Source organism: Pseudomonas sp. 11/12A (assembly GCF_000800055.1).
Lineage (GTDB): Bacteria > Pseudomonadota > Gammaproteobacteria > Pseudomonadales > Pseudomonadaceae > Aquipseudomonas > Aquipseudomonas mohnii.
In genome coordinates, this window is sequence record NZ_JUGV01000001.1 from 6,129,991 (window position 1) to 6,143,578 (window position 13,588).

Here is a 13,588-nt window from a genome sequence, read left to right on the forward strand (position 1 = left end):
AATGCTGCCCTTCATCTCGTACCGGTCATCCTGTGAATCCACATCAGAAACCCACCCTTTTGCGCCCTTCGGCCTGTCCCGGGTTGTTGCGGGTCGTCCAGGCATTGGACGGTGGTATCTGCCGGATCAAACTCAGCGGTGGCTCGATCAAGGCCCGGCAGGCGATCTCCGTGGCAGATGGCGCCGAACGATATGCCGCTGGGGTGATCGAGGCGACCAACCGCGCCAACCTGCAGATTCGCGGGATTGGCAGCGAAACGGCGGCGTTGATCGACAGTTTGCTCGCCGCTGGATTGGGGCCGAGCCATGCCGAGGGCGATGATGTACGCAATCTGATGCTCAGCCCGGCCGCCGGGATAGACCCTCAGATGTTGTTCGACACCCGCGCACTGGCGGAACAGGTGCTGGACACGCTGCAAACTCACGCGCGCTTCCACGATCTGAGCGCCAAGTTTGCTGTGCAAATCGATGGCGGCGAAGCGCTGGCAATGCTGGAACACCCTCATGATCTGTGGCTGAGCGCGACAGAGCAGGATGGCACCCAATGGCTCGTCTTCGGCCTGGCCGGCACCCCAATGGATGCTGCGCTCGGTGCGGTGAGGCTGGACGATGGTCATGCATTGGTGGTGGCGGTGCTGGAGTTGTTTCTTGAACTCGCACGACCCGATCAGACGCGAATGCGCCACTTGTTGGCCGAATACCCGGTCGCCACGTTCCTCGCCCGGCTGCAGGCGCAGTTGCCAATCAATCCCGTTGTTGGCTGGCAACGCCGCGTGAGCCCGGACTTTCTGCACATTGGCGCGCACTCACAGGCACAGGCGAGCCTGGTGTACATCGGCGCCGTACCGCCGCTGGGCCGACTGACCCCGGATATGCTCCGAGGCGCGTCGCAACTGGCGCAAGCGTTCGGCGATTCGAGCCTGCGTTTCACCCCTTGGCAGAGTTTGCTGCTGCCCAATATCCATGAGGAAAACGCCGCTGAAGTCATTCGGCGCCTGGAGTCATTGGGCTTGTTATGCGCAAGCGCTCAGCCATTGTCCCGGTTGATCGCCTGTACCGGATCCAGCGGTTGCGGCAAAGGCCTGGCCGACACCAAGGCGGACGCGTTGCAACTGGCTGCTTTGCTGCAACGCGATGGGCATGCATTGAAGGTCCACTTGAGCGGTTGCTCACGATCCTGTGCTGCCGCGCATATTGCTCCGGTCACTTTGCTGGCCGTGACTCCCGGTCATTACGACCTCTATTTTCGCGATGCAGCGCAGCCGGGATTCGGCGCCTTGCACGCACGCAACCTTACTATCGACGCGGTCGGCGCCTTGCTCGACGCCCGCTCACGGAGCCCCCTAGATGCTTGATTACATCCGCGACGGTCAGGAGATCTATCGCAATTCCTTCGCGATCATTCGCGCCGAGGCCAACCTCGCGCGAATCCCGGCCGATCTGGAAAAACTCGCGGTGAGGGTGATTCACGCCTGCGGGATGGTCGATGCCATCGACGGTTTGCAGTTTTCCGAAGGCGCGGGCAAGGCCGGACGCGATGCGTTGGCGGCCGGTGCGCCGATCCTGTGTGATGCGCGGATGGTCTCCGAAGGCGTCACCCGCGCGCGCTTGCCGGCGAACAACCCGGTGATTTGCACCCTGCGCGATGAAAGCGTTCCGGAGCTGGCCCGTGAGCTGGGCAACACCCGCTCCGCCGCCGCGCTGGAGCTGTGGCGCCCGCATCTGGAAGGCAGTGTGGTGGTGATCGGTAATGCGCCGACCGCGCTGTTCTATCTGCTGGAAATGCTCGACGCCGGGGCACCGAAACCGGCGCTGATCCTCGGCTTCCCGGTGGGCTTCGTCGGGGCCGCCGAATCGAAGGCAGCGCTTGCCGCCGACAGCCGTGGCGTGCCCTTCGTCATCATGCAAGGCCGCCTGGGCGGTAGCGCCATGGCCGCGGCCGCTGTCAATGCCCTCGCCACGGAGATCGAATGATGCAGCAACCAGGACGTTTGATCGGCCTCGGCGTCGGCCCGGGTGATCCTGAACTGATTACCGTCAAAGCCCTGCGTCTGCTGCGCGAATCGCCGGTGGTGGCGTACTTCGTCGCCAAGGGAAAAAAGGGCAACGCGTTTGGCATCATCGAGGCCCATTTGCAGGATGCACAAACCCTGCTGCCGCTGGTTTACCCGGTGACCACCGAGGCACTGCCCGCGCCGCTGTCGTATGAGCAAGTGATCAGCGACTTCTACGATACCGCTGGCGAACAACTGGCCGCGCACCTGGATGCCGGTCGAGATGTGGCGGTGATCTGCGAAGGTGATCCGTTCTTCTACGGCTCTTACATGTACCTGCACGATCGCCTGGCCGAGCGCTATGACGCCGAAGTCGTGCCGGGCGTGTGCTCGATGCTCGGCGGTGCTTCGGTACTCGGGGCGCCGCTGGTGTACCGCAATCAGAGCCTGTCGGTGTTGTCCGGTGTATTGCCGCACGATGAACTCAAGCGTCGCCTGGCCGATGCAGACGCGGCGGTGATCATGAAGCTGGGGCGCAACTTCCCCAAGGTCCGCCAGGTTCTGGAAGAGCTCGGTCTGGCCGAGCGCGCGCTGTACGTTGAGCGCGCGACCATGGCCAATCAGAAAATCGTCCCGCTGGATGAGGTCGAGCCGATGTCTTCGCCGTATTTCTCGCTGATCATCGTTCCCGGCGTAAGGTGGCAAGGCTGATGCCCCGTCCAGTTCCGGCGATTGTCATACTCGGCAATGGCAGCCTTGCGACCGCGCGCAAGATTCAACAACTCTACCCGGATGCGCTGATCCACGGCCTGGCCGAACGGGTTGAAGGCGCGGACTGTCTCTATCGCGAGTTCGGTGCGACGTTGCGCGATCTATATCGGCAAGACACGCCGATCATTGCATTGTGCGCGGCCGGGATCGTGATTCGCACACTGGCGCCGCTGCTACTGGAAAAGGGCAGTGAGCCGCCGGTGCTGGCCGTGGCTGAAGACGGCAGCGCAGTGGTGCCGCTGCTCGGCGGCCTGGGCGGGGTGAATGTGTTGGCGCGAGAGATCGCTGCTCATCTCGAGGTAGCGGCTGCGATCACCACCAGTGGCGAGCTGCGTTTTGGCACTTGCCTGCTTAATCCACCCAGCGGCTATGCCTTGGGTGACCTGGAGCTGGGCAAGCGTTTCGTCTCCGATTTGCTGGCCGGTGAAACGGTGCGCATCGAAGGTTCGGCGCCCTGGCTGGCGCAGGCGCAGTTGCCTGAGGACGGGCAGGCGCGCTTGACCGTTCATGTCGGCCATGCCGAGCGAGCGGTTGCGGCCAATGAACTGCTGATCTATCCACGTTGCGTGGTGGTCGCGGTAAAGCCCGGCGTTGCGGATTTGCCGAAGGTGATTGGTGATGTTTTGCGTCAGGCCAATATTGCCCGGCAATCGCTGGCCTGCCTGTTGGCTGCCGACACGGAAATGGCTGACCCGGCTCTGCGTGAAGCCGCACTCGAATTGGGTGTACCCCTGCGTTTTTCCAGCGCGGCTGGAACGCTCAGCGAGCTGGCCCGCGATGCCATCGGGCAGGCTGTTTCCATCGCTGGCGATGAAACCATCAGCGTAGCGATCGCCGAACAGCCAGTGGACCCGCTGCAGATCGGCCGACCTCGCGGGCGCCTGGCGGTGATCGGTCTGGGGCCCGGTGCGGCCGAGTTGATGGTCCCGGCGGTGAAGGCCGAACTGGCGCGCGCCAACGATGTGCTGGGTTATGAAACCTATGTGCGCATGGCCGGACCCTTCCGTGCCGATCAGGTGCTGCATTGCACCGACAACCGTGAGGAAATGCAGCGCGCTCGCCACGCCTTCGAACTGGCGGCCCAAGGGCGGTCGGTGGTGGTGGTGTCGTCTGGCGATCCGGGTGTCTTTGCCATGGCTGCCGCCGTGCTGGAAGCGCTCGACGAGTCCACGGACGTCCATTGGCACAACGTCGATCTCGAGATCCTGCCGGGCGTTTCCGCGTCGCTGGCAACTGCCGCACAGGCAGGCGCACCGCTGGGTCATGACTTCTGCGTGTTGTCGCTGTCGGACAACCTCAAGCCCTGGTCAATCATCGAAAAGCGCCTGGATCTGTCGGCCCAGGCGGACCTGGCCCTGGCGTTCTACAACCCGATCTCGCGCTCGCGCCCGTGGCAGCTGGGGCAGGCGCTGGACATCGTCGCCAGGCATCGCACACCTGAAACGCCAGTTGTGCTGGGGCGCGATATCGGTCGCCCGGGTCAGACCTTGCGGGTGACGACACTCGGGCAATTGACTGCCGATCAGGTGGACATGCGAACGATGGTGCTCATTGGCTCCTCGACGACTCGTGTGATTCCTCGCCCGGACGGTAGTACCTGGGTGTACACGCCACGTAGCTACGGCGATAAGCTCAATCCCGCCCGATAATAACTGCTTCATTTTTTTGTATCGAATAACCCCGGATCGCCCGAACTATTGTTTGGTGGCGGTCCGGTTGGTTTTGTGAGCTTTTTGTTGTGGTCGTAATTGTGTGCATGATTATTTGATGCGCGCTACATATGTTGTATTTAGTTATGGTTGTTGGTTGAGTGTGGTCGCGTTAGATTTGATTCGCTCCGGGAGGGAGCGGTTTTTAATAAATAAAAGGATATTATTGTGAGTGAGTTTGAAAGTTCTTTAAGCGGTTCTGACCGTATCGATCTGGTAAGGGCGCGCGTTGAAAGGCGCAAAAACGCCGTGGCAGGCAAGCGGCTTAAAAGGTCGGTGCCGTCGACGGTTGCAACGAGTCCAACAAAAGAGCTGGATGCACTGGTGCTCGGCAATAGCCTGATTGGTTATGGTGACAAGATAAGCATTGAGAACATGGCGATTATCGAGAACTTGATCACCATGTCGAAAATGGAGGCTAATTACGAAGTTCCAGGACATAAAGATCCCAAGGCCTGGTATCACGCCTTTACGACGTGCATGGAAGACCTGGGATGTTTTGTTCCAGATAAAGGCTACTCGAAGTACAGCGCAACGTCGCTGAAGTTGGAAATCGATAATGTCATGGTTGATATTGTCCGGGCTGCCGTCGAGGCGGCCAAAGCGGCTTTCCCAGGCGCCGCGGTGCTTAGTGCGGTCGCGAACTCTACATTGGACGCACTAAAGAAAGAGCCTGAAGCCATCAACTTGCTGAATATAGGGGCGAAGAGTGCTGAAGGCGTACGTTTGTCCACGATTCCCTGCGAACAAATGTCGAATGGAATTATCCTGGTTGCGCTAGCCGCTGTTGATCATCAAGGTGGAGGCCGTGAGGGGGGCGTGCTGTTTGTCGACTGGAAAACTTCCTCGCTGGATATTTTTCACGGGAAGTCGTTCGTAACCTTCAATCCTGCCCGATATGCGGAAATAAGGGCGGACATTGAAGAGTATCTTGGCGAGCATCGAAAGGAAATTTTGGTCAAGCGTTTCAGGCGTCGCAAGTAACACGAAAGGGTCAGAGGCATCTGCTGCCTCTGGCCCGTCTGAAAAATGGCTCGTTGATTGATGCTGGCGTTATCTCTCCCGAGTGAAGTCTCGGAGCGGGCGGTGCCAGTCAAGGAATCAGATAGCCCTTGACCCCGGTGAAAATAATCTGCGCCGCCAACGCACACACGAACAACCCCATCAACCGGCTGACGATCTGCAATCCCTGGTCGCCGAGAATGCGCTCGATATGATTGGCCAGGTACAGCACCACGCCGACCGTGAAACTGGCCAGGGCAATACTGAGGATTGCGGTGAGCTTGTCGTCCCAGTGCGGCTGGCTTACACCCATGACCAGCAAGGCACCGATGGTGCCGGGGCCGACCGTAAGCGGGATGGTCAGCGGGACGATGGTCACGTCCTGTTGCACGTTGTCGGTTTGCACTGCCGACTTGCCTTGCGCCATGCCGAGTGCCGAGATGAACAGCACGCTACCGGCACCGATGCGGAACGCATCCACAGTGATGCCGAAGACGCTGAAAATCACTCTTCCGAACAGGTACAGCAAGACGCTGGAAACCAGCGTGGCGATTGCCACTTTCCAGGCCAGGCGACGCTGTTCCTTGCGCGAGTAACCGCGGGTGAGACTGATGAAGCAGGACAATACGAAGAACGGGCTGTAGAGCACCAGCATCTTCAGGTAAACACTGAACAACACGTGAAGCATGGTGCAGGCTCACTGGCGAGGGAAGTCGAGGAGGGGAGTCTATCAGGCGTTGCGGGGTCTGTCGGCTCAGGACGTTGGGGTCGTGGCGCGGTCTTGTTGATCACGCTGGGCAACCCAGTGTTCGATCAGTTCGCGCAATTGCGACAATTCGACGGGTTTGGCCATGTGTCCGTCCATGCCGGCCTGGCGCGCGCGCTCCTTGTGCTCGGCGAGAATGTGCGCGGTCAATGCCACCACGGGCGTGCGAGTGCGCTGGTTGCCGACTTCCCAGGCACGCAATTGCTGGGTGGCCGAGAAGCCATCGAGGACCGGCATCTCGCAATCCATCAGTACCAGGTCATAACGCTGGGCCTTCATGGCCTGCAGGGCTTCTTCGCCATTGCTGGCGGTGTCCGGTTGCAGGTTGAGCTTGCCCAACATGCCGCGGATGACCTTGGTCGAGATGCTGTTGTCTTCGGCCACCAGAATGCGGAAATCGCTGGGGACCTTGATCGGCAGAGGTGGACCCAATGGCTGCTGCATCACGGCGAGACCCTTGTTGCGCTGGGTCAACTCGTCGGCCAGGGTTGTCTTGAGGGTGTAACCGGCCACGGGTTTGGCGAGGATGCGTTTGATTCCTGAGTTGCGTGCGATGATCTTGCTCGGCGCATTGCTGATGCCGGTGAGCATGATCAGCAGGATGTCATGGTTCAGGCTCGGGTCTTCCTTGATCTTGGCGGCCAGTTGCATGCCGGTCATGCCGGGCATGTTCTGGTCCAGCAGGACCACGTCGAAGTAGTCGCGCAGGTGCGCCTTGGTGCGCAGTAAGGCCAGCGCTTCCTTGCCGGAGGGTACGGCGCTGACGTTCAGGCCCCAGGCGCTGCATTGCTGCACCAGCACTTTGCGGCAGGTGTCGTTGTCGTCCACCACCAACACCCGTGCGCCCTGCAACGGACCGTCGAGGTCGGAAGTCGGGTGCTCGAGACGGTCAGGGTCCAGCGGCAAGGTCAGCCACAGTGTGCTGCCCTGGTTGGTGCCACTCTTGATGCCGAACTCGCCGTGCATCAGGCGAATCAACTGACGGGCAATGACAAGGCCCAGATTACCGCCCAGCCGGTTGGTCGAGAGGAAATGCTTGCTGTGCAATTCGGCGTGCATCAGCGCGTCACGCTCTTCAGCGTCCATGGGTTCGCCGCTGTCCTGTACGGCAATGCGCAGGCGTGGTTTGGGACTGCGTTCGTCGAGCGCGACGACGATCAGGATTTCGCCTTCATCGGATTTTTTAAGGGCGTTTTCAACCAGGCTCAACAGGGTCTGGCGCAAACGTGTCGGATCACCGCTGATGACCCGCGGCACTTGAGGCTGGATGAAGCTGATCAATTCGACGTTCTGCTGTTCGGCCTTGGCGCGGAAGATGCTCAGGCAGTCTTCGATCAGGGCGTTGAGGTCGAATTGCACATCGTCCAGTTCGATCTGTCCGGATTCGAGCTTGGAGATGTCGAGAATTTCGTTGATCAGCGTCAGCAGTTCGTTGCCGGCGCTATGGATCGTCTGCACGTAGTCGCGCTGCTTGACCGAAAGTGGCGTGCCCAGCAACAGCTCGGTCATCCCCAGTACGCCGTTCATCGGGGTGCGGATCTCATGGCTGATCTTCGCCAGAAACTCTGCCTTGGCGTTGATTTCGGCGTTGCTGGCGGCCAGGTCGCGACTGATGCTGAAGCGGTCTTCGGTGATGCTGCGCTGGCGCTCGCTCAAGGCGATGCTCATCAGCAGGCCACTGATGCAAATGAATGCCAGCAGGGTGGTGATCAGGCCATGGGGTTCGATGTGGGTCAGCCCCAGCAGGGCAGGCAGGATGATCAGTATGCCGAGGTTGAACACCACCATGGCGGCCACGAACAGCCGCGCCGGGCGATAGCCTTTCTGCCAGTGGAAGGCGCTGACGAACAGCATCGTCAAGCCTGCAAGGGCCACCAGTCCGTAGGTGATGAAGTTCAACGGCAGCGTGTTGACGAACAGCAGTAGCAGCCCTGAGATCGCGATCAACAGAATTTCGCCCGCGATCACTTTGTTCAGCGGGTGGAAACCGAGGGGGGCGAAGAAGCGTAGCGCAAACATCAGGCCACAGGGTGCCGTCAGCAACAAGGCGAGGTACGCGCCATGGGTTTGCACCGCTTGCCACTCCGCAAGCCAGGGGCCGGCCAGGTTCAACAGCAGGACCAGGCTGAGCATCAGGCAGCCTTCGGATGCCGCCAGCCACAGGCTGCTGCGTGAACGGGTGTAGGCGTAACGGATGAGGTTGTGCAGGATCATCATGCCAATGCAGCCCAACAGCAGGCCGTAGATCAGCGTCTGGCTCTGGTTGGCTGCGGTCATGACCGCTGATTGCAAGGTGATGTAAGGGCGTAGCTGGTGTTCGGAAACCAGCCGCAGGTAAACGTCGAGAGGCTTGTTGCTTTGCGGCAACGGTAGCATCAGGTCGCTGCTGGGCAAAGGTCGATCGGTATTGATTTGTTCGCTGCCTGTCTTCGATTGCTCGATCAGCTTGTCGCCGTCCAGCACATACATATTGAAGTGCAGCAAATCGGGTGCGAACACCCGGAGCAACTGTTCATGCTTGCCGGGAGCAAGCCGGAACCGCAGCCAGAGTGCGCCTTCGGGCTCGGCGGCGGTGAGCTCATCGAGTTCGATAGGGCTGAATTGATTGGTATAGCGTGTGGAACGGATGTCGCTCAGCTGCAGGTCGCCCTGTTCGTCGAGCAAAACGGACCAGCCGCTGCCTTGTGCGGCCTGAGCCGTAAGCATGCAGAGCAAGGTCAGCAGAGTGACGGTAAAACCTATGGCAATCCTGAGCCAGCGCACGGCGAAATCCCTTCGTAGGTTGATGCCAGAATATAACTATGCGCGGCGCCGGAATAGTCAGGCAAGGGCTCGAAGCCCTTGCCCGGCTGAATGGGTAGCTTATTCCTGATTTTCGCCACGCTCGCGGGCAATGGCACGGTAGCCAATGTCCTTGCGATAGAAACAGCCTTCCCAATCAATTTTGGCTGCCAGCTTGTATGCCTGCTGTTGAGCGGCATCGACGCTTGCGCCCATGGCGGTGGCGCACAGCACCCGACCGCCGGCCGTCACGACTTGTCCGTCCTTGAGTGCAGTACCGGCGTGGAAGACTTTGCCTTCCAGTGTCGCGGCTGCATCCAGACCCTTGATGGCCGCGCCTTTGGCGTAGTCACCTGGATAGCCGCCAGCGGCCAGAACGATACCGACGCTCGGACGTGGATCCCATTGCGCTTCAACTTTGTCCAGCGCCTGGGCCAGGGCTGCTTCGACCAGCAGTACCAGGCTCGACTGCAGGCGCAGCATGACCGGCTGGGTCTCAGGGTCGCCGAAACGGCAATTGAATTCGATAACTTTTGGGTTACCAGCCTTGTCGATCATCAGACCGGCATACAGGAAACCAGTGTAGACGTTACCTTCCTCGGCCATGCCGCGAACCGTCGGCCAAATCACCAGGTCCATGACGCGTTGATGCACTTCGTTGGTGACCACCGGAGCAGGGGAGTAGGCACCCATGCCGCCCGTGTTCGGGCCGGTATCGCCGTCACCGACGCGTTTGTGGTCCTGGCTGGTGGCCATCGGCAAGACGTTCTTGCCGTCAACCATGACGATGAAGCTGGCTTCTTCGCCGTCCAGGAACTCTTCGATCACCACGCGGGAGCCGGCGTCGCCGAAAGCGTTGCCCGCCAGCATGTCGCGTACGGCGTCTTCGGCTTCGGCCAGGGTCATGGCAACGATCACGCCTTTACCGGCGGCAAGGCCATCGGCCTTGATCACGATTGGCGCGCCTTTTTCACGCAGATAAGCCAGGGCTGGCTCGATCTCGGTGAAGTTCTGGTAGTCGGCGGTCGGGATCTTGTGGCGAGCCAGGAAGTCCTTGGTGAACGCTTTCGAACCTTCCAGTTGAGCGGCACCGGCGGTCGGGCCGAAGCAGTCGAGGCCGCGGGAGCGGAACAGATCGACGACACCAGCGACCAGCGGTACTTCAGGGCCGACGATGGTCAGGGAAACGTTTTTCTCGGCAAAGTCTGCAAGTTGCTCAAGCGCCAGCACATCGATGGCGACGTTCTCGCACTTGGCTTCAATGGCGGTGCCGGCGTTGCCCGGAGCCACGAAAACCTTCTGCACACGCGGATCCTGAGCTACTTTCCAGGCCAGGGCGTGTTCACGGCCACCGCTGCCAATGATCAAAACATTCATTTCAAAAACCTCGGATGACGCTAATTCTGTTGAGCACCGCAGAGGTGCTTTTCTGTGGGAGCTGGCTTGCCGGCGATGCAGGCAACTCGGTTTATCAGCTAAGCCGAGGGGATGCTATCGCTGGCAGGCCAGCTCCCACAGTTGATCGAGTAATCAGTGACGGAAGTGGCGCATGCCGGTGAATACCATTGCAATGCCGGCTTCATCCGCCGCAGCGATCACCTCAGCATCACGCATCGAGCCGCCTGGCTGGATCACCGCAGTGATACCGGCCTTGGCCGCATTGTCCAGACCATCGCGGAACGGGAAGAATGCGTCGGAAGCCATTACCGAACCGGCTACCTGCAAGCCAGCGTGTTCTGCCTTGATCGCGGCGATACGTGCCGAGTTCACGCGGCTCATCTGGCCAGCGCCGACACCGATGGTCTGACGGTTCTTGGCGTAGACGATGGCGTTGGATTTAACGTACTTGGCGACTTTCCAGGCGAAGATCAGGTCGTGGATTTCCTGTTCGGTCGGTGCGCGTTTGGTCACGACTTTCAGGTCGTCGGCGCTGATCATGCCGATGTCGCGGCTCTGCACCAGCAGGCCACCGTTGACGCGCTTGTAGTCCCAGGCCGCCGCGCGGTCGGCCGACCACTCGCCGCAGGCCAGCAGGCGTACGTTGGCTTTGGCGGCCACGATGGCGCGGGCTTCTTCGCTGACGCTCGGGGCGATGATGACTTCGACGAACTGACGCTCGACGATGGCTTTGGCGGTTTCAGCATCCAGCTCGCGGTTGAACGCGATGATGCCGCCGAAAGCGGATTCGGTGTCGGTGGCGTAGGCCAGGTCGTAGGCCTTGCGGATACCGCCTTCGGCGTCCGGGCTGACGGCCACGCCACACGGGTTGGCATGCTTGACGATCACGCAGGCTGGCTTGACGAAGCTCTTCACGCATTCCAGCGCGGCATCGGTGTCGGCCACGTTGTTGTACGACAGTTCCTTGCCTTGCAGTTGGGTCGCGGTGGCGATGCCGACTTCGGCAGGCTTGGCTTCCACGTAGAACGCCGCGCTCTGGTGCGGGTTCTCGCCGTAGCGCATTTCCTGGGCCTTGATGAACTGGCTGTTGAAGGTGCGCGGGAATTCGCTGCGACCTTCAGTGCTGAGGGTATCAGCGGCCTGGTTCACGGTGCCCATGTAGTTGGCGATCATGCCGTCATAGGCAGCGGTGTGTTCGAAGGCCTTGAGCATCAGGTCGAAACGCTGGGCGTAGGTCAGGCCGCCGGCCTTGAGGTTTTCCAGGACGCCGGCGTAATCGCTGGCGTTGACCACGATGGCCACGTCTTTGTGGTTCTTCGCTGCCGAACGAACCATGGTCGGGCCGCCGATGTCGATGTTTTCGATCGCGGTCGGCAGGTCGCAGCCTGGCTTGTTGATGGTGGCTTCGAACGGGTAAAGGTTAACTGCTACCAGGTCGATCGGCTTGATGCCGTGCTCGTTCATGATGGCGTCGTCGATACCGCGACGACCCAGGATCCCGCCGTGGATTTTCGGGTGCAGGGTTTTCACCCGACCGTCCATCATTTCGGCAAAGCCGGTGTAATCAGCGACTTCCACTGCGGCAACGCCGTTGTCCTGCAGCAGCTTGAACGTCCCGCCGGTGGAGAGGATCTCGACGCCCAGTGCTTCAAGTTCTTTGGCGAATTCGAGGATCCCGGTCTTGTCGGAAACGCTGATCAAGGCGCGGCGGATCGGCAGGCGGGTAGTCTGGTCGGTCATTTCAATTTCCATCAAAAGCAAAGGAGTCAGCAAAAAAGGCGACCGGTTTTACGCGGGCGCCTTTCTGGTTTGATTGAATGCTTACAGCAAATCGTACTGCTTGAGTTTCTTGCGCAGCGTGCCTCGGTTCAGCCCGAGCATCTCGCTGGCTTTGGTCTGGTTGCCCTTGACGTAGTTCATCACGCACTCGAGCAGGGGAGCCTCGACTTCGGAGAGCACCAGGTTGTACACATCCGTGACGGCAGCGCCCTCAAGGTGGGCGAAATAATTGTGCAGCGCTTTCTCGACACTCCCGCGAAGGGTCTGGCCTTCTTCACTCGGGGTATTGAGGTGCTGTTTCAAATTCACGTTGTCGCTCACGGGTGTTGTTCCACTCACTAAAGTCTCGGTCATCATCGTCATGCGGCCACCCCCTCTCCGTCCCCTGTCAGGCTCTTGTAACGTTCTGCGAAGAAGCCCTGAACGTTGGCGCATTGTGCTTCCGTATCTTCCAAACGATTGAAGTGGGCGCGAAACTCCCTGGCGCCCGGCAAGGTTGCGAGATACCAGCCCACATGCTTTCGAGCAATGCGTACGCCCATCACGTCTCCGTAGAAGGCGTGAAGCGCAGCCAGATGCTCTAGCAGTATGCGTTCCACTTCGATCAGTTCCAGCGCCGGGAGCTTCTCGCCGGTTCGCAGGAAATGGTCGATCTCGCGAAAAATCCATGGCCGTCCCTGGGCGGCCCGACCAACCAGCAGGCCATCGGCACCGGTCGCATCGAGCACGTATCGGGCCTTCTCTGGCGAGTCGATATCGCCATTGGCAAAGACCGGCATCGACACCGCCTGCTTGATCGCGGCGATGGTGTCGTACTCGGCTTCACCGGTGTACAGATCGGCACGGGTGCGGCCATGGACCGCCAGCGCCGAAATGCCCGCCTGTTCAGCGATCTTCGCCACGGTCAGGCCATTCTTGTTGTCCCGGTCCCAGCCGGTACGGATCTTCAGGGTCACCGGCACATCAACCGCAGCCACGACGGCCTGCAGGATCTCGGTAACCAATGCCTCATCCTTCAACAGTGCGGAGCCGGCAGCCTTGTTGCAGACTTTTTTTGCCGGACAGCCCATGTTGATATCAATTATCTGTGCGCCCAGCTCGACGTTGGCCCGGGCCGCATCCGCCAGCATCTGTGCGTCACCACCGGCGATCTGTACCGAGCGTGGCTCGGGATCGCCTTCGTGGATCATGCGCATGCGCGACTTGCGGGTGTTCCACAAACTCATGTCGCTGGTGACCATTTCGGAGACTACTAGCCCCGCGCCCAGTCGCTTGCACAGCTGACGAAAGGGTTGGTCGGTGACGCCCGCCATTGGGGCGAGAATCAAGCCGTTGTGTAATGTGTATGGGCCGATGCGTACCGCCGACATAGGACTTCCCTGTTGTGG

The 13,588-nt window shown here is 60.3% G+C and carries 11 protein-coding genes; 5 read left to right on the top strand and 6 right to left on the bottom strand.

From position 1 onward, the window contains the following. Nucleotides 1-32: 32 nt before the first annotated feature. The 5 genes from cobG (at nt 33) to GQ39_RS28030 (ending at nt 5,458) form a co-directional block, all read left to right on the top strand. The gene (gene cobG / locus GQ39_RS28010) at nt 33-1,355 is read left to right on the top strand and encodes a precorrin-3B synthase (RefSeq protein ID WP_047536950.1); all 1,323 of its coding nucleotides are present in this window, start codon (nt 33-35) and stop codon (nt 1,353-1,355) included. After that, nucleotides 1,348-1,974 (top strand): precorrin-8X methylmutase, encoded by a 627-nt coding sequence (locus tag GQ39_RS28015; protein WP_047536952.1) that lies wholly within the window; start codon nt 1,348-1,350, stop codon nt 1,972-1,974. The genes cobG and GQ39_RS28015 overlap by 8 nt, the downstream gene beginning before the upstream one ends. Then, nucleotides 1,974-2,705, top strand: coding sequence for a precorrin-2 C(20)-methyltransferase (locus GQ39_RS28020; protein WP_047539229.1), 732 nt, complete (start codon nt 1,974-1,976; stop codon nt 2,703-2,705). The genes GQ39_RS28015 and GQ39_RS28020 overlap by 1 nt, the downstream gene beginning before the upstream one ends. Continuing rightward, nucleotides 2,705-4,414, top strand: coding sequence for a precorrin-3B C(17)-methyltransferase (gene cobJ / locus GQ39_RS28025; protein WP_047536954.1), 1,710 nt, complete (start codon nt 2,705-2,707; stop codon nt 4,412-4,414). Before GQ39_RS28020 ends, cobJ begins: the two co-directional genes overlap by 1 nt. Nucleotides 4,415-4,642: 228 nt before the next feature. Next, nucleotides 4,643-5,458, top strand: a complete 816-nt coding sequence (locus tag GQ39_RS28030) for a hypothetical protein (RefSeq protein ID WP_236693124.1) — start codon at nt 4,643-4,645, stop codon at nt 5,456-5,458. Nucleotides 5,459-5,567: 109 nt separating this feature from the next. Here the strand turns inward: GQ39_RS28030 and GQ39_RS28035 are convergent, their stop codons facing one another. From GQ39_RS28035 to dusB, 6 genes are all read right to left on the bottom strand, one after another. Continuing rightward, complete coding sequence (locus GQ39_RS28035) at nt 5,568-6,164, bottom strand: MarC family protein (protein WP_047536956.1); 597 nt, start codon at nt 6,162-6,164, stop codon at nt 5,568-5,570. Nucleotides 6,165-6,230: 66 nt separating this feature from the next. Continuing rightward, a complete protein-coding gene (locus tag GQ39_RS28040; RefSeq protein WP_047536958.1) occupies nt 6,231-9,005 on the bottom strand; it encodes a hybrid sensor histidine kinase/response regulator in 2,775 nt (924 codons plus the stop codon). 99 nt (nt 9,006-9,104) lie between these two features. Then, nucleotides 9,105-10,400, bottom strand: coding sequence for a phosphoribosylamine--glycine ligase (gene purD, locus GQ39_RS28045; RefSeq protein WP_047536961.1), 1,296 nt, complete (start codon nt 10,398-10,400; stop codon nt 9,105-9,107). Between the two features lie 153 nt (nt 10,401-10,553). Then, on the bottom strand, nt 10,554-12,161 hold the full coding sequence (gene purH / locus GQ39_RS28050) for a bifunctional phosphoribosylaminoimidazolecarboxamide formyltransferase/IMP cyclohydrolase (protein ID WP_047536964.1): 1,608 nt from the start codon (nt 12,159-12,161) through the stop codon (nt 10,554-10,556). Nucleotides 12,162-12,242: 81 nt separating this feature from the next. Next, nucleotides 12,243-12,563 (bottom strand): DNA-binding transcriptional regulator Fis, encoded by a 321-nt coding sequence (gene fis / locus GQ39_RS28055; RefSeq protein ID WP_015093301.1) that lies wholly within the window; start codon nt 12,561-12,563, stop codon nt 12,243-12,245. Further along, complete coding sequence (gene dusB / locus GQ39_RS28060) at nt 12,560-13,570, bottom strand: tRNA dihydrouridine synthase DusB (RefSeq protein WP_047536969.1); 1,011 nt, start codon at nt 13,568-13,570, stop codon at nt 12,560-12,562. The genes fis and dusB overlap by 4 nt, the downstream gene beginning before the upstream one ends. Nucleotides 13,571-13,588 lie beyond the last annotated feature (18 nt).

Bases quoted from the DNA above. Each gene is read 5' to 3' on its own strand.
- GQ39_RS28015 (WP_047536952.1), top strand. From the start codon at position 1,348: ATGCTTGATTACATCCGCGACGGTCAGGAGATCTATCGCAATTCCTTC.
- GQ39_RS28020 (WP_047539229.1), top strand. From the start codon at position 1,974: ATGCAGCAACCAGGACGTTTGATCGGCCTCGGCGTCGGCCCGGGTGAT.
- cobJ (WP_047536954.1), top strand. From the start codon at position 2,705: ATGCCCCGTCCAGTTCCGGCGATTGTCATACTCGGCAATGGCAGCCTT.
- GQ39_RS28035 (WP_047536956.1), bottom strand. From the start codon at position 6,164: ATGCTTCACGTGTTGTTCAGTGTTTACCTGAAGATGCTGGTGCTCTAC.
- purD (WP_047536961.1), bottom strand. From the start codon at position 10,400: ATGAATGTTTTGATCATTGGCAGCGGTGGCCGTGAACACGCCCTGGCC.
- purH (WP_047536964.1), bottom strand. From the start codon at position 12,161: ATGACCGACCAGACTACCCGCCTGCCGATCCGCCGCGCCTTGATCAGC.
- fis (WP_015093301.1), bottom strand. From the start codon at position 12,563: ATGACGATGATGACCGAGACTTTAGTGAGTGGAACAACACCCGTGAGC.
- dusB (WP_047536969.1), bottom strand. From the start codon at position 13,570: ATGTCGGCGGTACGCATCGGCCCATACACATTACACAACGGCTTGATT.